Source organism: Stenotrophomonas sp. STEN063 (assembly GCF_056854515.1).
Window position 1 is genome coordinate 1 of sequence record NZ_JBXFWF010000022.1, and the last position, 25,900, is coordinate 25,900.

Genomic DNA, 25,900 nt, shown 5'->3' on the forward strand with positions numbered 1-25,900 from the left:
GGAGAAGGCACGGCTGGCATGTGGAATTTGGCGGAGTCAGCTCGAACTGCAGCTCTGCAATCCCTTCTCCCGTTTACGGGAGAAGGTGCCCGAAGAGCCTGCCCCCGCGAAGGCGGGGGGCGGATGAGGGGGGGCTCTTCAGCCTTAGCCTCAAACTCAGGCCTGCGTACCACCCACCGTCAGCCCATCAATCAGCAACGACGGCTGGCCGACACCGACCGGTACGCTCTGCCCGTCCTTGCCGCAGATGCCCACGCCTTCGTCCAGCGCCAGATCGTTGCCGATCATGCGTACCTTCTGCATGGTCTCCGGACCGTTGCCGATCAGGGTCGCACCCTTCACCGGCGCAGTGATCCTGCCGTCTTCGATCAGGTAGGCCTCGGTCGCCGAGAACACGTACTTGCCGCTGGTGATGTCGACCTGGCCACCGCCGAAGTTGACCGCGTACAAACCCTTCTTCACCGAACGGATCATCTCCTCCGGGTCATGGTTGCCTGCGCGCATGTAGGTGTTGGTCATGCGCGGCATGGTCATGTGCGCGAACGATTCGCGGCGGCCGTTGCCGGTCGGCGCAACACCCATCAAACGCGCGTTGAGCGTGTCCTGCATGTAGCCAACCAGGATGCCGTCCTCGATCAGCGTGGTGCACTGGGTCGGCGTGCCTTCGTCATCAATGTTCAAGGAACCACGGCGGCCATCAAGGGTGCCGTCATCGACAATCGTGACGCCCGGCGAAGCCACCCGCTCACCGATGCGACCGGCATAGACGCTGGTGCCCTTGCGGTTGAAATCACCTTCCAGGCCGTGGCCGACCGCTTCGTGCAGCAGCACGCCGGGCCAGCCCGGGCCGAGCACCACCGGCATCACCCCGGCCGGGGCTGGAATGGCTTCCAGATTCACCAACGCCTGGCGCAGCGCTTCGCGGGCGAAGGCCTCCGGACGCTCACCGGCAAACAGTTCTTCATAGCTGTAGCGGCCACCGCCGCCGGCATAGCCGGACTCGCGGCGACCGTTCTGTTCGACGATGACCTGTACGTTCAAACGCACCAGCGGGCGCACGTCAGCGGCCAGCACGCCGTCGCTGCGCGCGATCAGCACCGTGTCGACGCCGCCGGACAGGCTCACCATCACCTGCTGCACGCGGCTATCGGCCGCACGCAGGTAGCGATCCAGACGCTTGAGCACTTCCACCTTGGTCTCGTTGCCGATGCTGTCCACCGGGTCCAGCGCCGGGTACAGCGCGCGACCACTGCCGCGCACCAGCGAGCAAACGTTCTGCTCACCGCCCTCGCGGGAGATGGCGCGTGCCGACTGTGCAGCAGCCAGCAGGGCTGCCGGCTGGATATCGTCCGAGTAGGCAAAGCCGGTCTTCTCGCCGGCAATCGCGCGCACGCCCACGCCCTGTTCGATCGAATGCGCACCGTCCTTGACGATGCCGTCCTCGACACTCCAGCTCTCGCGGCGTGAATGCTGGAAGTACAGGTCGCCAAAATCGATGCCCGGCCCCAGCAAGGTGCCAAAGGTGCGTTCAAGGCGATTGGCATCCAGTCCTGCAGGCAGCAGCAGGCGGGTTTCGGCGAGCGAGAGTGCGTTATCGGTCATGACTATCCAGATGGGGGCAGGCCCGCTGCATGCAAGCCTGCATTGATTCAGGGGTTGCTGGCAGCGCCGGGGGTAACTACCGGAGGCGGCAGGCGGGCGGCGTCACGGTCCAGCACTTCGACCTTGGGGTCTTTCCATGGCCCGGTGACCTTATAGGTCTTGGAGCCGATCTCGCCCAGTGGCTTGCCCAGCACCGCATTGGCTGCGGCGCCCACTGCCGCGCCTACCGGGCCACCGGCCACCGCACCAACCACCGTGAGCAGATTGCCCGAACGCGGGTTCACATCAATGGTCTGGTTGAACTGCTGGGCCACCAGGTCAGCCTGGCCGCGAATGGTGATCTCCGCCGCGGGTGCCTCGATGGCGATCTTGTCGGTATTGGCCTGGCCATCACCAAAGCGCATCGCGCCCTCGACATGGTTGAACGCCAAACCCTTGGAAAACAGGTCGCGGAAGTCAAACAGCAAGCGTCGCGGCAACTGCGCCACGCTCAGCAGGCCGAGCACACGACCGGCGCCGGGGTCGACTTCCAGCAGCTGGCCATTGCGCAGGTTCATGTCCATGCCGCCCTCCAGCGTGGCCAGGTTGAAAGCCATCGGCCCACCCTGCCAACCGGTCTGCAGGTTCACCTTGCCCTGGCCACCGCGCAATTGCCCGGCATAGCCAAGGCGCTGCAACAGATCACCCAGGTCTTCGCTCTGTACCTGCACCGTGGCCTGGGTTCGGGCCTGCGCGCCCATGCCACGCCACTCACCGTGCACGTCGATGACCTGCTTGGGCGCGCGGATCGACAGCTCCTGCACCTGCAGGCCGTCACCGGTCGGGCGCGTGCGCAGACGGGTCTGGCCAAGCTTGATCGTGGCGAACTGCAGGTCGTCGATATCCAGTGCCAGCGGCGGGATGTTGGCCGGGTTGAGCGGTTCGGCCGGGGTGTCGCTGGATTCGGCCGTCGCCGCCTTTGCCGCCTGCCAGTAGACCCGCGAAAGCTGCCCACTCACCGTGCCGCCGTCGGCGGTAGGGACGCGCAGGTTGCCGGCCAGGGCTGGGCCATCAAGCTGCACTGCCACAGCGTCGGCACCGGGCCGCAGCTGCAACCGGGTCTGCGCGAAGCGCCCGCCCACCATCAACAGCTGGTCAGCCAGTACGTCCACCTGCTTGAGCGCTACGCCGCCATCGCCCGTATCGTTGCCGTCGCCGCGCGCCAGGCTGATCCACTCCAACGCGTCCAGCGACGGGGTACGGCCGTTGACCACCAGCCCATCGGCCGGCGGCTCGTGATCGACCGTGTCGCTGCCCATCGTGACCTGTACGCCGGTCTTGCCGTTCTGGCTGCGCGCAGCCAAGGCCATCAACTTGCCGAAGGACACGTCTATGCGCCCGGCGCCCATCGGCAAAGCCGCCTGCACGGTCGTCGCCAGCGCATCGGCGGCCGGCTTGTTCAACGGTGCCGGCAACTGCAGACGGGTACCCTGCAGGTCCGAACGCAGGGTCAGCAGGGTCGGTGGGCCGCTGCGTACGCCAGCCTGCTCCTTGGGCAGGCTGACCCCGACCGTCCACGCAGAAGTGCCGTGCACGTAGGGCTTGAGCCAAGCCAGCTCCGGCGCACGGTCCAGCAGCTTGCCCGCATCCAGATCCGCACTCAGCTCGGCCTCGAAGGCATGCGCGGGGTCCTTCACCGGCTTGCCAGCGCGCAGCGCCAGCACCCCATCGCGTTCCTGATGGCGTACCTGCAATGCCGGCGCGTCGAAGCCGTCGCTGCTGTACTGGGCCTTGCCGCGCACCCCCTCGAACTGCAGGTCCCAGCGCTTGTCGGCCATGCGCACATCGCGCAGATCGACGTCACCGAGCAGATGCCCGCCACCATCGTGGTGCAGCGGTAGCAGCAGATCGAAATTGACCGCCGCCGGCCCGGCCACGCTCAGGTTGTCCAGGGTGTCGCCATAGCTGGCCTGCAACGGGCTCTGCCGCAGCATGGCCAACAGGCGCGCGCTTTCGTCGACGGTACTGGCCTGCACCACCAGCTTGGATTCAGCGAAGCTGGCGATGCCAGCGCGCAGGTGATCCACCTTGACCCCGGCCAGATCGCCGCGACCTGTCAAATCGAAACCGCCGCCGATGAAGTTGATATCGGCATTGACGTGCTGCATCAGCGGCCAGTCCTGCTGGAAGCGGATCGAACCATCGTCGATATGCCCGCCCGCCTCGAAGCGACCGTTGTTGCCGGTGAACGGCCAGTCGTCGAGGTCGCCGACGGCCAAGCCGGTGCCGCCGCGCAGGGTGCCATCCACCAGTGCCGCATCCAGCCACCCGATCGCGGCGTCACTCATGCTCGAGCGCACCCAGAACTGCTTGGCCGCAGTCATCGGCACATCATCGATCTTGGCGGCCAGGCTGATCCATGGCCGGGTGCCGTCGCCCTGGAACCACAGCCCGCCACGCACGTCAGCAGCATAGTTCTGGCCCTGCACCCGCAAAGCCGGCGTCCCTATCTGCCAACCGGCACCTTCGCGCCAGCCGACCAGATCGCCGGAAAGCTGCAGCTCATGCAGCACCCCGAAGCCGGTCGGCCAATCGAAACGCACCACGTGATCCGGCTTCAGACCCAGCGAAAACGCCTGTGCGTCGCCTTCGAAATGCCCGCGCAGACCAGTGACGCCGGGGCTGCCACCAACCGGCGAAAAACTGGCGTCCAGCAGCTCGCCACTGGCACGCAAGGGGCCATCGGCAGTTCCGAGCAGACTGATATCGGCGAACTTCAACGATGGCTTGGACCGATGCAGCCAGTTCCGCAGGCTGGGCTCCAGGCGGTCGCTGAGCGCGAGTACCTGCAGCATCGGACCAGCATCGAGCTGCTTGCCCTGCACCACGTAGTGCTTGCCGCCGGCCAGCAGCAAGCCATCCAGTGACTGGGTGTTGCTGTCGGTAGCGATCCGCAGCCTGGGCGCGTCCAGCCGCCAGCCGCCGTCGATCGCTTTCCAGCGCGCGCGCAGCTGCAGCTTGCTGAAAGCCACGCTCGGTGCGGCGGAGCCTGGCAACGGCGCGCCAGCAAGCTGTACATCGTCCAGTTCGCCCACGGCGCTGACCGCCACCACGCGATTGTCCTGCAGCTGCACCCAGCCCTGCAGTTCACCCTTGCCCTGGCGCAGCTGCACCCCGGCAAATTTCAACAACGAAGACCATGCGCCCAGTTCGGCCGGATCGGCCGAGAACCACGCTTGCCCATCACCACGCTGGCGCTGGAAATCCAATACCGCGGTGACCGGCGCAGCGGTGGTATCGATCCAGCCCTTGGCGCCTACCCGCAGACGCTCGCCGTCCACGCGCAGGCGCAGGTCGATACGCGGAATGCGGGTCTGCAGGCCGATGGAGGGTGCCTGTATCTGCAACGCTCCACCAATCACCTGCAGCTCGCCGAGCCTGCGCAGTGCGTCCAGTGGATCGCCACCCGCCTTGGACTCGGGCAGGCCACGCACCGACCAACGGCCATCGTCAGCCCGTTGCAGGGTCAACGCCAGCCCGCGCAGGCGCAGCTCGGTCAGCGGCGCACCAGGCAGTAGACCCGAATACACCGCAACCAACACTTCGGCCTGGCCGATGCGCACACCTTCGCCCTGGCCAACCCGCAAACCATCGAGCTGCAGCAACGGGCCGCGCCGGGTCCAGCGCGTGTCCAGACGATCGAAAGCAACCGGTTGCCCGGCACGTTCACTCAACCAGGCAGCAACCTTGTCCGGATGCGCCTCCACCATCGGCAGCAGCTGGCTGACCGTGCCCACCAGCAACGCCACGCACACCAACGCGACCGCCAATGCCATCAAGGCATAGCGACGGAAGCGGCGCAGGCGGTGGCGCAACAGCGTGGTCATCAGCTCACTTCGTGCTTCCGTGCGACGAAGTGAGCTGGCTCAGAGCAGCACCACATCGAACTGCTCCTGCAGGTACTGGTCATCGGCCTGGAAGCGGATGCTCTTGCCGAGGAATTCCTCAAGCTCGGCCACCGCCGCAGATTCTTCGTCGGTGATGCGCGCGACCACCTTGCTCGATGCAATCACCAGCAGGCGCGCGGCTTCGAACTGGCGCACGGCACGGGTGATCTCGCGGAAGATCTCGTACGTCACGGTTTCAGCGGTCTTGATGCTGCCGCGGCCGCTGCACTGGGGGCAGGTTTCCGACAGTTGGCGCTCCAGGCTTTCGACGGTGCGCTTGCGGGTCATTTCGACCAGACCCAGCGGCGAGAAGTCATACACCGTGGTCTTGGCATGGTCGCGGGCAAGCGCCTTTTCAAGCGTGCGCAGCACCTGGCGGCGATGCTCGGCATCATCCATGTCGATGAAGTCGATGATGATGATGCCGCCGAGGTTGCGCAGCCTCAGCTGCCGCGCCACCGTCTGTGCCGCCTCCAGGTTGGTGCGGAACACGGTCTCTTCCAGGTTGCGCTGGCCGACGAAGGAACCGGTATTGACGTCGATGGTGGTCATCGCTTCGGTCTGGTCGATGACCAGATAGCCACCGGACTTGAGCGGCACCTGCTTGTTCAGGGCGCGGACGATTTCATCCTCGACGCCGAACATGTCGAAGATCGGACGATCGCCCGTATACAACTCCAGCTTCTCGCCCAGCACCGGCATGTACTTGGCCACGAAGGCCTGCAGCTGGCCGAAGGTTTCCTTGGAATCGACCTTTACCTTGTCCACATCCTTGCGGATCAGGTCACGTACCGAGCGCAATGGCAGGCTCAGGTCCTCATAGATGATGCTGCACGGCGGCGCTTCGCGACCACGCCGTTCCACCACCGCCCAGACCCGTGACAGGTAAGAGATGTCCTCGGCCAGGGCCTCGGCCGGCTGGCCTTCGGCATTGGTGCGCACGATGTAGCCGTAGCCGCCATGCTGGGCCGAAATCTCGGTAACCAGCGATTTCAAGCGGGCGCGCTCGCCCTCATCCTCGATGCGGGCCGAAACCCCGACCATCTTGGACTGCGGCAGCAGCACCAGGTAACGCGAGGGAATGCTGATCTGCGTGGTCAGGCGAGCGCCCTTGGTGCTGATCGGGTCCTTGACTACCTGCACCACCACGTCCTGGCCATCGCGCAACAGCTCCACGATCGGCACCGAGGAAGGTAGCGGCAGGCTGGGCGCGGTTTCGTCGGTATCGGCCGCCACCGGTGCGGGACGAACGACGTCGTTGGCGTGCAGGAACGCAGCACGGTCCAGGCCGACCTCGACGAAGGCCGCCTGCATGCCCGGCATGACCCGCTGCACCTTGCCCTTGTAGATATTGCCGACCACACCACGGCGCCAACCGCGCTCGATGTGCAGCTCCTGCAACATGCCGTTTTCAATCACTGCCACGCGGGTTTCGCGCGGGGTGACGTTGACCAGAATTTCTTCAGACACGTCCTTCATTCCCCCTTGTCCATGGAATCGTCGTCCGCGCCTGCGGCAAATGCCGCCAGCAGCGCGGCGGTCTGTTGCAGCGGCAGCCCCATCACCCCGGAGTAGCTGCCGGCCAAATGACGGATGAAGCGCTCCGCCCCGCCCTGGATGGCGTAGCCACCGGCCTTGCCCATCGGCTCGCCGGTGGCGACGTAGGCCTGGATCTGCTCTGCACTCATCGGCGCAAAGCTCACTTCCGAAACGACCGTCTCCAACGCATGCCGCCCGGCCGCGGCCAACGCCACCACGGTGATCACCCGGTGCGTGCGCCCGGCCAGCGAGGCCAGCATGGCTGCCGCATCGTCGGCATCGGCCGGCTTGCCATAGACCCGGTCATCCAGCACAACCTCGGTATCGGAGCCCAGCACCACCGCCTGCGGGTCGTCAGCGACCAGCGCCAGCCCTGCCCGGGCCTTATCCCGCGCAACCCGGCGCACATAGGCCTCGGCCGCCTCGCCCGGCGCACGCTGCTCCGGCACCTCCAGATCGAGGGCGCGGAAGGGCAGATCAAGGCGGGACAGCAGTTCGTTGCGACGGGGGGAGCGGGAGGCGAGATAAAGCATCGTGAAAGCATAACCTGCGCCAGCAACCTGAATGATGAGCATTGCTGGCAAAGTGACCGCGACCCCATCATGGCTCACCACCCGTTCATCGCCTTGTGTTCATTTTCACGATCCAGCCAAGGAGGATCACCATGCGCCGTACCGCCCTCGCCCCACTGCTGCTGTCCCTGTCTCTCGCTCTTGGAGTCTCGATGACCGCCAATGCCCAAACCGTCCCGGCCGTGGTTGCCAGCGACGCGACCCTGTTGAACGTCTCCGCCCAGGCCGAAGCCCACCGTGTGCCGGACGTGGCCACGCTGTCTGCCGGGGTGGTCACCCAGGCCGCCGATGGCAACGCCGCCATGCGCGACAACGCCGTGCAGATGGACAAGGTGATGGCGGCGATCAAGGCTGCCGGCATTGCCGAGCGCGACATCCAGACCAGCGGTATCAACCTCAGTCCGCAGTACCGCTACGCCGAGAACGAAGCGCCGAAGATCACCGGCTACCAGGCCAACAACACCGTCAGCCTGAAGGTGCGCGACATCAGCAAGCTGGGCAAGGTGCTGGACAGCCTGGCCGCACAGGGTGCAAACCAGATCAACGGCCCCAGCTTCGAGATCGACCAGCCGGAACCGGTCTATGACGAGGCCCGCCTGGCCGCGCTGAAGAAGGCCCAGGCCCGCGCCGAAACCTATGCCAAGTCGCTGGGCCTGCGCGTGCGCCGCATCGTCAGCATTTCCGAAGGCAGCCAGGGCGGCTTCCGACCGATGCCGATGATGGCCATGGCCGCCGGCCGCGCCAACAAGATGGAAATGGATACTGCGGTGTCGCCGGGCGAAACCACCGTCTCGGTCAACCTGGACGTGGTGTTCGAACTGGGCCGCTGAGCAACGCGGCCACCGCAATCGGAACGGCGCCCTCGGGCGCCGTTTTGTTTTGGCCAAGCAGCTCGCCGACCGGTAGCTCAGCGCATCCGGGGCTGCTCGCCAACGGACCTCCACAATTCCGCCCTTGTCTGTAGGAGCGGCGTAAGCCGCGAAGCTGACACCAATGAAGCCATTGGCAGCTGTGCCATCTTCAGATCCACCTGCTTCGCGGCTTACGCCGCTCCTACAACCGCCGGCCTGCCCCCCTCAAGCTGTCCGCCAGCTGACCAGAAACAAGCACCCCGCTTGCCGAATGCCTGAATAAAGGGCGCACTGCAGTTACGGGACGCAGTCGAGCAACCCCGTCCCGTGTCATCGCGCGTTGTTCTCTGTCACACGCCCACGCATGGAGGTGGTACATGGTCCGCACGCAACAACGCAGTCCGTCCCTGCACGTAGAACCCTCGCGCATCCTTGCCTACAGCACGGCCCTGGCCCTGCACGCATTTGCCCTGGGCTTGCTGTTGATTCCGTTGTCACAGGTACCGATCCACAACGAAGCGGTGCGTGAGCGTTGGCTGGTCCCCGACGCCAAACCCATCGTCCCCAATCCACCCGCACCACCAATCGATGTACCAGTGACCAGCACCCCGTCACCGCCGCGGCAACCGGCACTGGCCGCACCGGTGGACAACGCGCCGATGCCGATCTTCGCGACCGAGGCAGTCGTCACCGCACCGGTGGATGTCGCACCTGCCGTCGACAACAGCCCTTCCATCGATCCAATCGGCCCCTCCACACCGCTGCAAGGCGTGCAGCTGCGTTACCTCAATGCTCCAGCGCCGGGCTATCCGCGTGATGCACTGGTCGCCGGTGCACAGGGCACGGTGACACTGCGGGTCCTGGTGGATGTGGATGGCTCGCCACTGGAAGTCAGCATCGAACGCAGCAGTGGCAACCGCAGCCTGGACAATGCCGCCCGCAGCCAGGTGCTGCGCCGCTGGAAGTTCCAACCCGCTACCGACGGCGGTCGCCCGGTACAGGCCTATGGCTTGATCCCGGTCGACTTCAAGCTTGGCTGACAGTTCTGGCAACCGCTAATGGCAGCGCGTTGCGGCGCTGCCATTGGCACTGCCAGCCCCAATAGCGAGCGTCGCCATGCTTGAAAAAGTTCGACGGCTTCCGCCCGCGTCATGCCGAGAGCTCGCTCGCCTGGTGCGAGCCGTGCTCGCGCCCTGCACGTCACGCCAACGTGAACAACAGGCAAAAAAAGACCCGCATCTCGCGATGCGGGTCTTCAATCAAATCTTGGCGCCCGAAGTTGGACTCGAACCAACGACCCCCTGATTAACAGTCAAGTGCTCTAACCGGCTGAGCTATTCGGGCGGGGAGGCGCATTCTATACGTTAATTACGCGCGATGGTAGGGGTGATTGGCCAACATCGCCGCTGCGCGATACAACTGCTCGGCCACGACCAGCCGAACCAGCATATGCGGCAAGGTCAGCGGGCCTATCGACCACTTCTCGTCGGCCACTGCGGACACTTCCGCTGCGTGCCCTTCCGGGCCACCAATCAGGAACGCCAGGTCGCGTCCCTGCGTACGCCAGTGTTCCAAACGCTGCGCCAGCTGCTTGGAACTGAGCTGCTTGCCTGGCACATCAAGTGCCACCACGTAAGGATTCTTGGGCAGCGCAGCCAATACCCGCTTGCCCTCGTCCTCGATCGCGCGCTTGGGATCGCGCCCCTTGCCACGCAGGCCCGGCTCGATTTCCACCAGCTCCAGCGGCAACCAATGCGACAGGCGCTTCTGGTACTCGGCAAAGCCCTGCGCCACCCAGGACGGCGCGCGTTCACCGGTGGCGATCAATCTGGCTTTCATGCGTCCCCTCCTATCAACCTGCACAAACGAAGACGGCGCCCTGCGGCGCCGTCACAGCAACAGAAGCTGTGGCCGTCAGGCTCAGCCAGCATCCTGCTCGTCTTCGTCGTCGTAGGCCGAGCGCGGCTGGTCGCCGACGGTCCACAGACGCTCCAGCGCGTACAGCTCGCGCACGCGCGGCAACATGACGTGGACGATGACATCGCCCAGATCAACCAGCACCCACTCGGCTTCGCGCTCGCCCTCGACACCCAGCGGCATCACACCAAGGTTCTTGGCGAAACGCACGACTTCCTCGCCAATCGACTTGACGTGACGGGTAGAGGTACCGGAGACCACCACCATGTAATCAGCCACGCTGGACTTGCCACGCACATCGAGCTCGACGGCATCCCGGGCCTTGATCTCCTCAAGGGCGGAGTGAACGGACGCCAGCAGGGCCGGTACGGAGGGTGCCGGGCTGGGCATTTGGGTCTTGATGACTTGGGCTTCGGTGGTCAAAGCAGCAGAACTCGATGAATTAAGGGGGACGATTATAGAGAACATGCCCGCTGCCGGCATTCACACCGGCGCGGCACTGCCGTACAGGCCTTGCGCAAGGATGTACCCGGCCACCGCCGAAGGCAACAGATCCCGCCATGGCCCGCCACTTGCTATGGCCGCCCGCACCTCGGTGGCCGACTCGGCATGCAGCGGCTGGCGCAGCCGCCAGACGGCCCCTGCCGGACTGGCGGTCAGGCAATCGGACGAACTGACCCAGGCGCCCTTCAGCCGTTGCGCAAGTTCCGCTGGCAGATCGCCATCCAGGCCACTGCCTGGGCGTTCAGCCACCACGATATGCGCAAGATCGAGCAGGTGCTCCCATTGGTGCCAGCTGGGCAAGCCGAGCAGGCTGTCAGCGCCCATCAGCATGGCCAAAGGGCGCTGAGGGCCAATCTGGGCGCGGAGGTCGCGCAGTGTGTCCACGGTCCATGACGGCACGCCGGGCTGCTGCTGGGCACGCTGCAGTTCGCGGGTATCCAACAGCAGGTTGGGCTCGTCGGCAACCGCCAGTGCCAGCATGTGCGCACGCTGGGCGGCATTGGCACCAGGCGGCGCCCTGTGCGGCGGATCGGCGGCCGGCATCAGGTGCACCGGCACCTGCAGCTCGGCTGCAGCGCAGCGCGCGATGGCCAAATGGCCGTTATGAACCGGATCGAAGGTGCCGCCGTAAAGCAGCCACAGGCCGCCATCTACGGCAATGTTTGCCGGCGACAGCCCGGCAGTACTCATTCAGCGCACGCCACGGACAAGCAGGCGCACTGCGCGGGCTTCAGCCAGCGCAACCAGCAGCCGTTCCAGCGCAAGCCAGGGATCGCCTTCTGCGCGCCCCTTGGCCATGCGGTCGACCTGCGAGGCCTCGGCGACAAAGCGCTCCCAGCGGCGGGGATCGGGGTGTCGCTGCAGGGCGCGTTTGAACGGCGCCTGGCGCGATTCCCAGATGCCCTTGGATTTCATTTCCGCAGCCAGGTTGCCGCCACTGGCCTGCACCCGGGCCAGCCCGGCGGTGATCAGCAGTTCGCGGATCAGGATCGGCATCAATGCAGCCACTGCCTCACCCTCGGCGCGCAAGCCGGCGACCATCCGCAGCACAGCCTGCGCCTGCCCGGAGAATGCCGCCTCACTCAGCCTGAAGACGTCGTAGCGTGCGGCATCGGCAACCAGCGACTCCATCCTGGCAACATCCAGCGGCTGGCCATCGGCCAGCAGCGCCAGCTTGTCGATCTCCTGCGCAGCAGCGAGGAGATTGCCTTCAACGCGTTCGCTCAAGCGCTGCACGGCGGCAGGATCAGCGCGCAGGCCCTTGCTGCGCAGGCGCCGCTCGATCCAATCCGCCAGCTCGTGTGGCTTGATCGCCCAGGCCACCGACAGCACGCCAACCTTGTTGACCGCCTCGGCCCATTTGCCCTGGTGCGCCTTGCTCCACTCACCGGCAGTGATCAGCAGCACCACATCCGGCGCAGGCCGTGCGCAGAAGTCGCTGATGACCTCGGCGCCCTCCTTGCCCGGTTTGCCGTTGGGCAGACGCACTTCCACCAGGCGGCGTGCACTGAACAGACTGGGCGCGTTGAAACTGGAGGCCAACTGGCCCCAGTCAAAATCACGACCATCGGCATCAAATACTTCGCGCTCGCCAATGCCATCGGCGCGCGCCTTGGCGCGCACCGCATCGGCGGCCTCGATTACCCGCAACAGCTCGGGGCCGGCGATCAGGTACACCGGCGCCAAGGCTTGGGAGGCGATCTGGCTGGCCAGTTGTTCCGGTCGCAGCTCCATTGCTCAGCCCCTATGCGCCTGCGTAAAGCCAGAACGCGTCAACTCAGTGCGCCCCGCCCGCTGCGTCCTCCGCAGGCTTGGGGGCCTGCAGGGCTTTTTCCACATCGGCGCGGACCACGCTGTCGATACGACGCAGGATCGAGGCCGACATTTCGCGACGCAGCTCATCGGCAAGGATTTCGCGTTCGGTGGTGGTACCGGTGGCGTCCTGCGGCGGTGACACGTAGTCGCGTGACAGCTCCACCGCCTGTTCCGGCACGATCACGCTGCCGTCCGGACGCAGGAACGAGAACACCACCGCGTAGCGCAGGCTGTATTCCTGGGCACGGCCTTGACCGTCGATGGCGATGGGCAGGTCACCCCAGCGCTCGGAGCGGATCAAGAGACGGGCAACGCCTGGCGTCTTGCCAGCCACGGCAGGCGTGTCGCCGTCTTCCACCACGGTGGCGCCGGAAGAGCGCAGGCCGCGGTTGAGGATCTTGACCAGTTCGCTGTAACGCACCGCTGAATCCACCTGCACCGCCGGCATATCGGCAGGCAGCGCGAGCTTGTTACGCAGATGGAAGCCGCACCCGGTGAGGGTGGCAGCGAGAATCAGGGCAGTCAGGTATCGAGTCATGCACACAGTCTGGATGAGCCGGCCGGGAGCGGCAACAGGCAGCAAGCCTGCCTGATGCCGCGTGAACTGGACTTGAGATACCGGTTGCGGCTTACGCCGCAACGATATTGACGATCTTGCCCGGCACGATGATGACCTTGCGGATCGTCAGCCCGGCCAGGAACTTGGCCGTGTTCGGCTCGTCCTTGGCCAGGGTTTCGATCTGCTCGCGCGAGGTATCGGCGGCCACGTCGATGGTGCCGCGCAGCTTGCCGTTGACCTGCACCGCCAGGGTCAGCGAATCCTTGACCAGTGCAGCCGTGTCCACCTGCGGGAACGGCTGGTCCTCGAGCAGGGTCTGCGCGTGGCCCAACAGCTGCCACATCGCATGACAGGCATGCGGGGTGATCGGGTTCAGCAGCAGCACTGCTGCCTGCAGGGCTTCCTGACGCACCGCACGGCCCTGTTCGCTGGCATCGTCGAACTTGGCCAGGGTATTGAGCAGCTCCATCACCGCGGCGATGGCGGTATTGAAGGCGTGGCGGCGACCGTAGTCGTCACTGACCTTGCTGATGGTTTCGTGGGTCTTGCGGCGGATCGCCTTCTGCTCGGCAGTCAGCGCAGCAGCGTCCAGGGCCGGCGCAGCGCCGTCGGCGGCGTGCTTGTGCACCATTGCCCACAGCCGGCGCAGGAAGCGCGCCATGCCGTCGACGCCGGCCTCGTTCCATTCCAGCGACTGTTCCGGCGGCGCAGCGAACATCGAGAACAGGCGCACGGTGTCAGCGCCGTACTTGGCCACCATGGTCTGCGGGTCGACGCCGTTGTTCTTGGACTTGGACATCTTCTCGACGCCGCCGATCACCACCGGCTGGCCGTCTTCACGCAGGGTCGCGCCGGTGATACGGCCGCGCTCGTCGCGCACCGTGTCCACGTCGGCCGGGTTGAACCAATCCTTGGAACCGTCGCTGTTCTGGCGGTAGAAGGTCTCGGCGATGACCATGCCTTGGCACAGCAGGTTCTGCGCTGGCTCGTTGCTGTCCACCATGCGCGCATCGCGCATCAGCTTGTGGAAGAAACGGAAGTACATCAGGTGCAGGATGGCGTGCTCGATGCCGCCGATGTACTGGTCGACCGGCAGCCAATAGTTGCCGCGCTTGTCCACTGCCTCACGTGCACCCGGCGAGGTGTAGCGGGCGTAGTACCAGCTCGACTCCATGAAGGTGTCGAAGGTATCGGTTTCGCGCTCGGCCGCGCCGCCGCAGTCCGGGCAGGTGGTCTTGCGCCATTCCAGGTCGGCCTTGATCGGCGAACCCGTACCGTTGAGCGTCACGTCTTCCGGCAGGATCACCGGCAGCTGGTCTTCTGGCACCGGCACCGCGCCACACTTGTCGCAGTAGATCACCGGGATCGGGCAGCCCCAATAGCGCTGGCGGCTCACGCCCCAGTCGCGCAGGCGGTAGTTGACCCGGCGCTGGCCCTGGGCCTTGCGCTCGAAACGCTCGGCCAGTGCCTCGAAGGCGCCCTGGAAATCCAGGCCGTCAAATTCGGCGGAATTGACCAGCTCGGTTTCGCGGGTCTTGTCGCCGTACCAGTCCTGCCAACGGTTGGCATCGTAGCTGCGTTCGTCGTCGTTCTTGGGCGACTTCAGCGCGATGACCTGCAGCTTGGGCAGGCTGTACTTGGTGGCGAACTCGAAATCACGCTGGTCGTGGCCCGGAACGGCCATCACTGCGCCGGTGCCGTAGCCCATCAGCACGAAATTGGCGACCCAGATCGGCACCTGTTCGCCGCTGACTGGATGGATGGCCTTCAGGCCGGTGTCCATGCCGCGCTTTTCCTGGGTTTCCAGCTCAGCCTCGGAGACACCGCCCTGCTTCAGCTCGGCCAGCATGGCAGCCAGCTGCGGGTTGTTCTTTGCGGCATGCACGGCCAGCGGGTGTTCGCCGGCAATGGAGACGAAGCTCACGCCCATCACCGTGTCCGGGCGGGTGGTGAACACACGCAGCGGATCCAGCGCGGCGCCATCCACGTCACGCACGTCGAACTGGATTTCCAGGCCTTCGGAACGGCCGATCCAGTTGCGCTGCATGGTCTTGACCGATTCCGGCCAGCCCGGCAATTCATCCAGGCCGTCCAGCAGTTCCTGGGCGTAATCGGTGATGCGCAGGAACCACTGCGGGATCTCGCGCTTCTCGACCAGTGCGCCGGAACGCCAGCCGCGGCCGTCGATGACCTGCTCATTGGCCAGCACGGTGTTGTCGACGGGGTCCCAGTTCACCACCGAGTTGCGGCGGTAGGCCAGGCCCTTGCGCATCAGGCGGGTAAACATGCGCTGCTCGTGGACGTAATAGTCCGGCGTGCAGGTCGCGAACTCACGCGACCAGTCGATCGCATAGCCCAGCGACTTGAGCTGGCTGCGCATGTGGCCGATGTTGGCGTAGGTCCACTTGGCCGGCGCGGTCTTGTTCTTGATCGCGGCGTTTTCGGCCGGAAGACCGAACGCATCCCAGCCCATCGGCTGCAGCACGTTATGGCCGGTCATGCGCTTGTAGCGGCTGATGACGTCGCCAATGGTGTAGTTGCGCACGTGGCCCATGTGCAGCGCACCGGACGGGTACGGAAGCATCGACAAGCAGTAGTACTTGGGCTTGTCCGAGGTTTCGTTCACCTCGAATGCTTTCTCGGCCTCCCAGAACTTCTGGGCGGCGGCTTCAACCTGCTGGGGATCGTAGATATTCGGTTCGACGCTGGACATGTCAACGCTGGGCAACGGCAAAGCGGCAAAGGGTACCGCAGTGCATCATTGCACTCCAATCCGGCCACAGGCCAGCATCCAGCAAGGCATGCAGGTCATTGAAATATAGGGCTTTTAAAAAACCGCCAATTTCCAAAGCCAGCGCCGGGCGCGTTGACTGCGCGTGCCCTGCCCCGCCAGCGTGGTGATTGTGCCGCGCCGCTCAGCTGCGCGCCGGTGCCAGCCGGGCCGCGCCCACCAGCCATACCAGCCAACCCAGAAACGCCAAACGCTGCGCCATTGCCACCGGCATGGCGATCTCGAACAGGAAGGCACTGCAGACGACCCAAAGCACACAGGCCAGAGTCAGCGTCGACAAGGACCGCCAGCCTTTGGCCTTGCCCGCCCCAAACCGCAGGGCGATGGCGGCGGCAGTGAACGCCAGCAACCACAGCAACCAGGCGCTGGCGTGGAACTGGCTGGCGCGGTTCTCGATGTCATCCACGTCGAGGGGAAACAGGCCCATCGCGGCAAAGGCGATGGCGGCCAGCAACAGCATCTGTCCACCAACCCGCAGCGGACGCGGCGCAGCGGCCGGCATGCGCAGGATCAGGTCCAGTGCCGCCACCGCAGCCAGCAGACCCGGTACCACGAAGCCCAGCAGGCTGAAGGCAGTACCGCCGGGGATGCCTCGCGCGCCGAGCAGCGACACCGGGTGGCGCATCTGGTCATAACCGTGCAGCTGCATGCCGAAACCCACGACTGCCGCCACGAAAACCACTGCCGCCAGTGGACCTGCCCAGACCATTGCATTGTTCCGCTTCAACACAGCACACCTTGTCCCGCTCTGGCCGGGGCACAGCTGCCACGACTACCAGCCGCTATTGTGAGGGCTGCGACCGGTAATGACATCGGTCGCCAACCCCGGCAACCTCGGCTCAGGCACCGGCGACCACTATTTCGACCCGGCGGTTCGGCGCGAGGCAATCCAACAGTGCGGCACCAGCAGCCTCATCGCATTGCACCAGCGGCGCACTGTTGCCGCGCCCCTCGGCATGGATCGCAGCAGCAGGGATGCCTCGCTGCACCAGGTAGTTGCGCACGCTCTGCGCGCGCCGCCGCGACAGATCCATGTTGTAGGCATCACTGCCGATGCGATCGGTGTAGCCGATGATGTTCAGCGTCTGCGCCGCGTTGCTGGCACGGAGGTCCTGCACGAATTCATCCAGTTTCGCCCGCCCCGCCGCTGACAGGTTGGCGCTGTCAAAGGCGAACAGGGCATCGGCCGATAACCGCAGCGGCGCCACCACCTGTGGTGGCGGAGGCGGTGCCGGCGCGACCGGGGCAGGAGCCGGTTCCAGCAGGGCGGCGCAACTGTCCGGCTTCCAGCGTTGACCGCTGGCTACCCCCTTGGAATCGAAGTTGACCTGGAACTGGCACTGGATCGGCTCGGCTCCTACCGAACGGCGGAAGTTGAATACGTAGTTCCAGTTGCGTACACCCCACAAGCCCTCATTGAACTGTGGCGTGCCCAGCAACTCCTGGATCTGGGATTTGTTCATGCCTGGCGCGTACTGGCGCAGGTTGTCCAGGTTCACGTAAGTGCCGCCTGCGGGATAGGCGCGAGCGGGGTCCGGGAACTCCTCTCGCACGTTGCCCTTGCCACAGGCGGTCAGCGTTGCCAGCAAGGCAAGTACAGTCCATTTCCTGTTCATAGCGTCCTCTATGCGTAGCCAGGGTTGTATTCCTGCAGGTTCCCGTTGCACCGCTTACCACTGGAAACCAGCACCCACGGTCACCCCGCCATCACCACGGGTATTGGCCGAGCCACTGAGCTTGTAGATCCAGCGGCCGCCATCGGTGACCCCGGACACGCCCACCGCCATGCTCGATTCACCATGGAACGTACTGGCCGCCATCGACGCCATGCGCTTTCCTGCCTCGGTGGGTTGCGGCAGACCCGCCATCGCCATCGCCGAAGCGACGCCTGCAGAAGCACGGTCATCGATGCGCTTCATGTCGCGGCTTACGTCATTGAAACGTTGATCGGTATAGTTCTTCGACCAGTCCATGACCTCCCCCATGCCCTTGTTGAGTTGCGCGACATTGACGGCATCGGTAGGCGCCACGCCGGTACCCACGTTGTGGATGACGGTACTGGTGCCCGGGCGCCCCATCGTCACGCTGCCGTAATTGGTGCTGCCGTCGGTGTTCTGGTCATAGCGCACGGTGCCCTGCTGCGAAGCCTGCAGCTGGCGCACATTCACCGCGTCGGTGGCCTCGGTGCCATCACCTACGTTGGTGATCTGACGCTCGGCGCCGGCGGCACCGACCGACACGGTGTTGGCACGGGTGGCCACCGAGCCTGCGCCCAACGCCACGCTGCCGGCAGCAGACGCGTTGGCACCGTTGCCGATGGCAACCGCCTGGTTGCCACTGGCCTTGGCTTGCGGGCCGGCAGCCACACTGTCCTGCCCGGTGGCCGAAGCAGCTGCCTTGGTTGAGTTGACGGCGAAGTACTGGTTGCCGGCACCACCGTTCTGGATGTTGTCGATGCGATTGTTGACGTTGACGATGGAGCCATCCAACGCCGCCAAGGCGTCGGTGACATTGCCCAGCGTCTGCTGGGTACCAACACCGCTACTGTTGATCGAAGTAACGTTGAAGCTGGCTGCGCTCCATTGCCCGGTAGTGCTGTTGTACTGCAGCGTGCCACCGATGGCAGACGCAAGTGCCTGGTTGGTTGTGGCCAGTTGCCCACCGTTGATCGCATCCAGGCTGCCAGTGGCGACATTGCCCGCAGCCACGTTGCCCAGGGCCACCGCCGCACCACTGCCATTGCCGGTCAAACGTACTGCGTTGGTCGGATTACCGGCACCGTCGGCGATGTACTTCACCGCCAATGGATCGCTGCTGCCCGGGACATTGCCCGGCAACAGGTTGGTCAGGTTTGCCAACGAGTCGCTGATGGAGGTGAACGCGCTGCCGATGTTTGCGTATGACTGCAGTGAAACCGCACCCAGCACACCGATGCTGTTGATCTGGTAGCTCGGCGCGCCAAGCACGCCACCGTTGAACGTCGCACCGCCGCCCAGATAGGTCGCCATCGAGCCGCCCAGCCCGAACAGCTGCCCTCCGTTGACCGCCTCCATGCTGCCCGCGGCAACCGAGCCGGCCGCAAGATTCGCCAGCACCGTGCCACTGACTGCCTGACCGCTGCCCAGCGTTACCTTGCCGTAGTTGACGACCCCATTTGCGTCTTCGTCATAGACCACGGCGGCCAGCCCCAGATCGTCAATCTGGTCCAGTGCGCCGCGCAACTGCTTGACGTTCACCGCATCGGTGTCCTGGCTGCCGGCGGCGACATGGGTGATCTGGCGCTCACGCCCCGCCGAACCCACCGCAACTTCACCGATGGAGGTCTGGGTAGCGCTCAAACCGAACGCGGTGTAATTGTCCTGGCCGCCGCGCGCAGCATTGGACTTGAAGCCCAGCGCCACACTGTTGGCCTTGTCCGAGGTTGCACCGGCACCAAGCAGGGTCTGCGCGTTGGCGGTGCCCTTGGCGCTGTCGCCCACCACCACCGAATGACCCAGCCGTGCATCGTAGTCAGCCGTCGGTACACCGGTCTTGCCGCCCGCGGCATCGATGAACACCTGGTCCGCCGTCTGCGTTGCCAGGCGATGCTCGGCGTTGCTGCCGATCACCACTTCCTTGGAGCCGTTTGCAAACGCGCCGTCACCGATCAGCACCTGGTAGTCCTGCGCTGCAGGCACCGCCCAGCACTTGGCAGTCACCGCGCCGAGCACATTGAGGCAGTCGGAGGCCCAACCCGGAGCGCCATCCGGCAACACCAGGCCAAGCAGTCCACCCGGGTCGCCATTGTTGATGTTGGTGATGTAGCTGTCGGAGGTAACCCCGCCGATCAGGGTCAAATGCGAGTTGCCGCCGGTGCTCAAACCACCCAGCCCGTCCAGCAGACTGCCTACCGGACTCAGGTTGACCACCGGCAAACCCAGCACCGAGACCTCGGAATAGGTCTGCATCACGTTGGTGCTGTTGACCTTCAGGCTACCGCTGTTGATATAGCCATTGCCGCCGAGGATGGAGGTAAGCGGCGAATCCACCAACTGGTTCACCGAGCCGACCAGACCACCATTGCCGACGATCAGGCCTGATGGGCCTGAGCTGGTTGCCGGCGGTGCAGCGGGCACCACCGGATTGCCGGTGAGGCCACCAACAACGTTCGACAACCCGCCGGTCACACCACCGATCACGCCACTCAGAGCGCCGGTCACACCACTCACACCCGACCCGGAGCCGGTGATGCCGCCCAGCGTATTGCCGGTCGCACCGAGCAGCGTGGAGGCGGTGTTGTCGACTGTTTCCAACAGATTCTGCACCGTGTCGGTCACGTCGCCGTTGGCCAGCGCGCCGGTCGTGTCCTGCAGCCCGCCGGTCAGTGTCCCAACCGTATTGGTGACACCTGTCCCCAGCGTGTTCGAGCCGGTCACGCCCCCCACCACCGCACCAAGAAGATCGCCTACGCCGTCCAGCACCGGCGCAGTGCCGTCGACCACGCCATTCACAACACCCCCCAGGCCGGTCCCCTCGACCAGCCCGCCGGTCAGGTCCTCGACGGCGCCCACCGTACCGGTCACGGCACCAAGCACCGGATTGCCACCTTGCTCTGCGCCTGGCAGCAACAGCTCACCCACACCCGCAACGCCACTGCCAAGTTGGCCGGTAACCGAGGTCACCGTGGTGCTGACATGCGAGGTGAGCGTTTCCACCGCTGCCACGGGCTGGCCTGCCAGCACCTCAGCAGTGACTTCCTTGACCGCGCCCACCGTTGCAGCCAGCGTGCCCTGCAACGGGCTTCCACCCTGCTGGCCCGGAAGCAGCCCACCGACCAAACCTTCAACGCCACTGCCCAGATGCTGGCCAATCGGCGCCAACGTCGTCCCCACATGGGAGGTCAGCGTTTCCACCGCTGCGACCGGCTGGCCTGCCAGCACCTCGCCAGTGACTTCCTTGACCGCGCCCACCGTTGCAGCCAGCGTGCCCTGCAACGGACTTCCACCCTGCTGGCCCGGCAGCAGCCCACCGACCAAATCTTCAACGCCGCTGCCCAGATGCTGGCCAATCGGCGTCAACGTCGTCCCCACATGGGAGGTCAGCGTTTCCACCGCTGCCACCGGCTCGCCGGTCAGCACCTCGCCAGTGAGCTCCTTGACCGCGCCAGCCGTTGAAAGCAATGTTCCGTGCAACGGACTTCCGCCCTCCTCCTTGCCAGGCAGCAACACCGCGGCAATGCCTTGCAGGCCCGCACCAGTTCCGGTCAACGGGCCAACCGTTGCAGTAACTGCAGCATTGGCCGAAGCCGCCAGCGGCTTCACTGCGAGTGCGGCATCCGTTACGACTGACAGCGCTGCAGCAGGTGAACCGGCCCCACCATGGGGATGCAGCTTCGGCAGCGAGCCGCGCACACCCACCCGTGCGCGTACCGCCGCTGGCACAGTGGCAACATGCGGCTTGATCGCGGCTGCCGCCGATACGTCCACCTGCAGCAACGCCGGCAACGTCACCGACGTATTTAGCGCAGCACCGGCACCAGCTGTCGGCAAGGTGGTGGCGACAATCTGCTGTGCGTCGGTGTTGCTGTACTTGGCGACCAGATCCTGCAGGTCGGCAAGCTTGGCGTCGGTCGCGGATGCGGGCCCGGCCATGGCCAGCGCGATGGCGCTGCCCAGACCCGCCAGGCTCCACGACACCGACGGCGCCAACTTTGCCGGACCAGAACGTTTCCCCTGTGCGCTGGCCAGCTCGGAACCTACGACGAAGGCGTTGAGTGCGCGGTTCCAGACCAGACGATAAATGCGGTTCATGTGGAGCCTCCGGTTCGACCCATCCCGGAGCGGACAGGTCTTCGTTCGTGAGGCCAGTACAACGCTTTCAAGTCCGGTGGTTTGCCCGCATCCGGCATATCCATACGGCAATTTGGCAAAGCGATACCCGTTAGCGGCACGCAAATGCACGTATTCGGCAACCACTGCGGTTAAGTGATGGGCATCACGCAGCTGCCCGGCGCAGCTCAGGCCGTGGAGTAAGTGCCGCGCATCAAGGTCTCACTCGGCAACTCGCCAAACACCCTGCGGTAGCTGTCGGCAAAACGCGACAAATCCCACAGCCCGCAACTCAGCGCGATTGACTTGACCGATTTGCGGCCTGCATCTGCACTGGACAGGCTGCGGCACGCCTCGCACAGGCGCAGCATCGACAGATAGCGTACCGGGGATATCCCAACCAGCTCCTCGAACGCATAACGCAGTGCCCGCTCACTGACGCCCGCGGCGTCGCACAGCTCGTGCATATAGATATGGCGCCGGAGATTGGCATACATCATGTCCTCGGCGCGGCGAAAGATAAGATAGCGGGCACGTCGGCTGCGATTGCAGCCAGCGCGCTCGGGCAGGCCATTGGTCACCACTTCCTTGACGTGCGCATCGAGCATCGCATCGATCTCATCGCTACCGACTTCACCCTGGTGTATGCGCTCTTGCAAGCCTTGGTAGTAAGCCTGCAGCGGCACATGCGGACGGTTGCTCAACACCGGCACGCCCGCCGCCTCTTCCAGAAGACCACCCAGTCGCTGCGCTGCCGCACGCTCCTGGAACCGCTTGAGCGGGACCAGCACAAAGGTCATCCGGCTGCCGGCGCCCAAGGCGAATTCGGTAACACCTTCCGGCATTACCGACACGATATTTCCCGATACCAAGGGCACGCCATGGCACCAGCTGGTTTCCGGATCCACCGCCTGCAGGCATCCCAGCAGGCACCAATCCAGCGGCAACATGAAGCGACCACGGGTACGTGCGCCGACCTCGAAAGTGCATAGCAAGGCCTGGTCGTGAACAAAGGAGGTGATCGATGCCGTAGGTGGCTGATCATCGAGCAGCACCAGTTCAACGTGGCACACGCGTAGCGTGCCGCTCAGCGACGCCAGATCAAATGACCGCAAACCGTTTCCGCCGACTACCGCATCCATGTGAACGCCTTTGCGCCCCGAGTCAGGGACGCGCTTCAGAAGCCCAGCCATCCATTGCAGGTAACCGAACACAACCTGCAATCCCCTGCCGCACAGCCTGAAACTCGTATTACGGAATCGCCACGACAGATGCATTCAACTGCCCCTGCGTCATGGATACTGACAAAAAAAAATGGCCTTCACGCCGGCTCCGCCACTGCCTAATCGCGAAGTCCATCACATATATGAAAAACAATTCGTTCTTGCCGAATTTGCGCATCCGTGGCCGGGACCGATTGCAATGATGCTTCCGGGCATGCCCTGCATGCCGACAGGGGACAACGGAAGCAAAGGTAGGGAACTGCCGGCACTACCCGGCAACCTGAGCGACCGTCGGCACACTCTTGCCGGTGTCATGTGCATCCCAATGACCTCAATCGGGCAGCAATGCCCATCGCCCGGCTTTCTGTCGGTGCAACACCGACACCGGGTCATCAGGGAGAACACCATGAACGCACAGCTGCGCAGGTTTTTCCGGGAAGAAGACGGTGTTACCGCACTTGAGTATGGTCTGCTGGCAGCCGTCGTCGCGGGCCTGATCATTTTCTTCGCACGCGACGGCCTGAGGGCCGTATTCCAGACCGTCCTCACCAAGCTCACCGAACTGGTTGGTGGCGCCGGCACCGGCACCGGCACCACCTGAGCCGGGGCTGCGGCCATGACCATCGCCTATCTGACGGCGTTGCTGCTCGGCGCCCAGGTCACGATCAGCGACCTGATGGCCAGGCGTGTTTCCAATCGGGCACTGCTGGTCGTGCTGGTGTGTGTCATGGCGATGCAGCTGTTGCAGATCGGCAGCCCGCCATCGCTTGCCAGTTGCCTGCTCGGTGGTGTGATCGGGCTGGCAGCGTTGCTGCCCTTCTATGCCATCGGCTGGATGGGCGCAGGCGATGTGAAGCTGTTTTCGGTGATCGGCTTCCTGCTGGGCGGCAGCGCCCTGCTACCCATCTGGATCATCGCCAGCCTGGCTGCCGGGGCGCACGCGCTTGTCGCCTTGAGCTGGCCGACGGCAACCTCCTGCGCACCGCTGCGCCTGCAACGGATGGTGCAGTCACTGCAAGGTTCCAGCCTGATGGTGGATTGGCAGATGGACCTGCGCTCTGCGCGCCGTGGGCGCCGCGGCATTCCTTATGCCGCGTATCTGGGTCTGGCGATGATCGTCGTCGTGATGAACGGAGGTGGTCATGTCTAGGCTGAGAGCGCCTGCCAGACGGCGTGTGTGCGGCGTTGTGACCATCGAGTTCGCGTTGATGATGATGTTCGGCGTCCTGCCGTTGCTGTTCATCACCTTCACCGGCGTGATGATTTTTGCCGCCCAGCAATCACTCGCCTTGGCCGCAGGTGAAGGCGCGCGCGCCTCCCTGCGTTACGGCAGCACCGCCGAACGACGCAACAATGCCTGCCAGGCAGCGGCTCGCTCGATGCAGTGGCTGCTGAATTACTCCAAGACGGCAGCCGGCTGCAGCAGCGCCGATGCGGCACCGATCGCCGTGTCTCAACCTTATGCATGCGCCGCCGATAGCACTGTCAAGTGCATCAAGGTAACCACGTCGTACAACCATGACGCGCATCCCTTCATGCCAGGGACCGGTACGTTGATGGGCTGGACCATGGGCAAGTCACTGAGCAGTACCGCCGTCGTTCAACTGGATCTAGGCGACCGCTAAACGCGGACTCCAAGGGGAGGAGCTTCAAGATGCCCAAGGCAATACGCATAGCTGCAATCCTGCTGCTGGCCGTGGCGGCACTGCTGATGGTGCTGGCGTTCGGAATCGGCCGGCGCGCAACCCAGCCCGCCGACGTCAGCAACGCAGCGCCACCGGCCAATCCATCCAAGCGGATGGTGGTGGTCGCGAGCAAGGAGCTGCCTGCCGGGCAACCGATCACCGCTGCCAACCTCAGTATTGCCGAAATGGCCTTGCCACCGGCCAACGGCTACACGGCCATCAATGAGGTGGAAGGACGCACCCCGGCGAGGAACATCGCTGCTGGCGCGATGATCACCAGCGAACAATTGCTCCAGGGCATCGCCATTGGCATCAAGCCCGGCGAACGCGCGGTCGCGGTGCCGGTTGATGAGCTTGCCGGGGTCAGCAACCGCGTCACGCCCGGCGACTACGTCGATGTGTTCATGAGCCTGCAGGACCCTTCCAGCGCTGGCAGTGGCCAGAGCAACACACAGGCCCGGCTGCTGCTTTCGCGCCTGCAGGTATTGGGCTACGGCAACGCCGATGTGGGGCAAGTGGGCAACAGCGCTGACGAACAGGGCAACGACGTCGGTGCCTCGCCACCGGAACCTGGCAGCCGAGCCGAAACCATCGCATCACGTGATGGTCGTAGCAGCGGGTCTACAAACGCCGACGCCGCGCAGGCACGCAGTGCGATCCTGGCCGTTCCCGTACAGGATGCAGGACGCCTGTTGCTGGCCGCACACAGCGGAAAACTGTTCCTGGCACTGCGCAATCCCGGCGACACCGGCTTGGCCGATGAAGGCATTTTCACCGAGCCGGCCGCGGTGCTGGCGCTACGCGGAAATCTTGACCAAGCGGCTGCCGAAGCCGCCTCCCGCCCGGAAAACCGCGCCTATGCCGGTATCGACCTGAACGCACTGGCCGGCGGCAGCCGCCGCCCAGCGCCCGCGCAGAGCACTGCGTCGGCCGCACCGCAACGCCACCGTGGCGCACGTCCAGCCCCCCGCCAAGGCATCGAAATCATCCGCGGCACGCCCCCCTCCAACCAGCAGTCCTCGCCATGACCGGAGGAATCCTCTTGCACCAGCGTTCTTCCATCACCGCATCTGCGTTGTTCACCTTGGCGCTGTTCGGGCTGGGTGGTT

20 protein-coding genes and 1 tRNA gene are annotated in these 25,900 nt (G+C 64.9%); 6 read left to right on the forward strand and 15 right to left on the reverse strand.

What is annotated here, in order from left to right:
- Positions 1 to 156 precede the first annotated feature (156 nt).
- The 4 genes from tldD to AC1VWL_RS07835 are packed head-to-tail and all read right to left on the reverse strand — an operon-like array spanning position 157 to position 7,600.
- A complete protein-coding gene (tldD, locus tag AC1VWL_RS07820; protein WP_482986323.1) occupies positions 157 to 1,602 on the reverse strand; it encodes a metalloprotease TldD in 1,446 nt (481 codons plus the stop codon).
- 47 nt (positions 1,603 to 1,649) lie between these two features.
- Positions 1,650 to 5,468, reverse strand: a complete 3,819-nt coding sequence (locus AC1VWL_RS07825) for a YhdP family protein (protein ID WP_482986324.1) — start codon at positions 5,466 to 5,468, stop codon at positions 1,650 to 1,652.
- A gap of 39 nt (positions 5,469 to 5,507) precedes the next feature.
- On the reverse strand, positions 5,508 to 6,998 hold the full coding sequence (gene rng, locus AC1VWL_RS07830; protein WP_057627141.1) for a ribonuclease G: 1,491 nt from the start codon (positions 6,996 to 6,998) through the stop codon (positions 5,508 to 5,510).
- 5 nt (positions 6,999 to 7,003) lie between these two features.
- Positions 7,004 to 7,600, reverse strand: a complete 597-nt coding sequence (locus tag AC1VWL_RS07835; protein ID WP_482986353.1) for a Maf family nucleotide pyrophosphatase — start codon at positions 7,598 to 7,600, stop codon at positions 7,004 to 7,006.
- Positions 7,601 to 7,731: 131 nt separating this feature from the next.
- Here AC1VWL_RS07835 and AC1VWL_RS07840 point away from each other — a divergent pair, with 131 nt between their 5' ends.
- Positions 7,732 to 8,469 carry an SIMPL domain-containing protein gene (locus AC1VWL_RS07840; RefSeq protein ID WP_481534044.1) on the forward strand — a complete coding sequence of 246 codons (738 nt, stop codon included), beginning with the start codon at positions 7,732 to 7,734 and terminating at the stop codon, positions 8,467 to 8,469.
- Between the two features lie 398 nt (positions 8,470 to 8,867).
- Positions 8,868 to 9,530, forward strand: a complete 663-nt coding sequence (locus AC1VWL_RS07845) for an energy transducer TonB (RefSeq protein WP_482986325.1) — start codon at positions 8,868 to 8,870, stop codon at positions 9,528 to 9,530.
- 227 nt (positions 9,531 to 9,757) lie between these two features.
- Here the strand turns inward: AC1VWL_RS07845 and AC1VWL_RS07850 are convergent.
- The 11 genes from AC1VWL_RS07850 to AC1VWL_RS07900 form a co-directional block, all read right to left on the reverse strand.
- Positions 9,758 to 9,834: transfer RNA gene (locus AC1VWL_RS07850), tRNA-Asn, on the reverse strand.
- A 24-nt stretch (positions 9,835 to 9,858) separates the two neighbouring features.
- Entirely contained in the window at positions 9,859 to 10,329 is a 471-nt protein-coding gene (rlmH, locus tag AC1VWL_RS07855; protein WP_482986326.1) for a 23S rRNA (pseudouridine(1915)-N(3))-methyltransferase RlmH, read from the reverse strand.
- An 81-nt stretch (positions 10,330 to 10,410) separates the two neighbouring features.
- Complete coding sequence (gene rsfS, locus AC1VWL_RS07860) at positions 10,411 to 10,830, reverse strand: ribosome silencing factor (protein WP_282269796.1); 420 nt, start codon at positions 10,828 to 10,830, stop codon at positions 10,411 to 10,413.
- A gap of 60 nt (positions 10,831 to 10,890) precedes the next feature.
- Complete coding sequence (nadD, locus tag AC1VWL_RS07865) at positions 10,891 to 11,601, reverse strand: nicotinate-nucleotide adenylyltransferase (RefSeq protein ID WP_482986327.1); 711 nt, start codon at positions 11,599 to 11,601, stop codon at positions 10,891 to 10,893.
- Positions 11,602 to 12,645 (reverse strand): DNA polymerase III subunit delta, encoded by a 1,044-nt coding sequence (gene holA, locus AC1VWL_RS07870; protein ID WP_482986328.1) that lies wholly within the window; start codon positions 12,643 to 12,645, stop codon positions 11,602 to 11,604.
- 43 nt (positions 12,646 to 12,688) lie between these two features.
- A complete protein-coding gene (locus tag AC1VWL_RS07875; RefSeq protein ID WP_481533278.1) occupies positions 12,689 to 13,264 on the reverse strand; it encodes an LPS-assembly lipoprotein LptE in 576 nt (191 codons plus the stop codon).
- A gap of 91 nt (positions 13,265 to 13,355) precedes the next feature.
- The gene (gene leuS / locus AC1VWL_RS07880; RefSeq protein ID WP_481533277.1) at positions 13,356 to 15,998 is read right to left on the reverse strand and encodes a leucine--tRNA ligase; all 2,643 of its coding nucleotides are present in this window, start codon (positions 15,996 to 15,998) and stop codon (positions 13,356 to 13,358) included.
- A 202-nt stretch (positions 15,999 to 16,200) separates the two neighbouring features.
- A complete protein-coding gene (locus tag AC1VWL_RS07885; protein WP_481533276.1) occupies positions 16,201 to 16,806 on the reverse strand; it encodes a DUF998 domain-containing protein in 606 nt (201 codons plus the stop codon).
- A gap of 109 nt (positions 16,807 to 16,915) precedes the next feature.
- A complete protein-coding gene (locus AC1VWL_RS07890) occupies positions 16,916 to 17,692 on the reverse strand; it encodes an OmpA family protein (RefSeq protein ID WP_481533275.1) in 777 nt (258 codons plus the stop codon).
- A gap of 54 nt (positions 17,693 to 17,746) precedes the next feature.
- Entirely contained in the window at positions 17,747 to 21,865 is a 4,119-nt protein-coding gene (locus AC1VWL_RS07895; RefSeq protein ID WP_482986329.1) for an ESPR-type extended signal peptide-containing protein, read from the reverse strand.
- A 206-nt stretch (positions 21,866 to 22,071) separates the two neighbouring features.
- Positions 22,072 to 23,025, reverse strand: a complete 954-nt coding sequence (locus AC1VWL_RS07900; RefSeq protein ID WP_481533273.1) for a helix-turn-helix domain-containing protein — start codon at positions 23,023 to 23,025, stop codon at positions 22,072 to 22,074.
- 487 nt (positions 23,026 to 23,512) lie between these two features.
- On the opposite strand from AC1VWL_RS07900, the gene AC1VWL_RS07905 reads away from it, so the two are divergent.
- Genes AC1VWL_RS07905 through cpaB form a run of 4 tightly spaced genes read left to right on the forward strand, consistent with a single transcriptional unit; the run spans position 23,513 to position 25,819 of the window.
- Positions 23,513 to 23,707 (forward strand): Flp family type IVb pilin, encoded by a 195-nt coding sequence (locus AC1VWL_RS07905; protein ID WP_481533272.1) that lies wholly within the window; start codon positions 23,513 to 23,515, stop codon positions 23,705 to 23,707.
- 15 nt (positions 23,708 to 23,722) lie between these two features.
- Positions 23,723 to 24,256, forward strand: a complete 534-nt coding sequence (locus AC1VWL_RS07910) for an A24 family peptidase (RefSeq protein ID WP_482986330.1) — start codon at positions 23,723 to 23,725, stop codon at positions 24,254 to 24,256.
- A complete protein-coding gene (locus tag AC1VWL_RS07915) occupies positions 24,249 to 24,731 on the forward strand; it encodes a pilus assembly protein (protein WP_481533270.1) in 483 nt (160 codons plus the stop codon). The genes AC1VWL_RS07910 and AC1VWL_RS07915 overlap by 8 nt, the downstream gene beginning before the upstream one ends.
- A 29-nt stretch (positions 24,732 to 24,760) precedes the next feature.
- Complete coding sequence (cpaB, locus tag AC1VWL_RS07920; protein WP_482986331.1) at positions 24,761 to 25,819, forward strand: Flp pilus assembly protein CpaB; 1,059 nt, start codon at positions 24,761 to 24,763, stop codon at positions 25,817 to 25,819.
- Positions 25,820 to 25,900 lie beyond the last annotated feature (81 nt).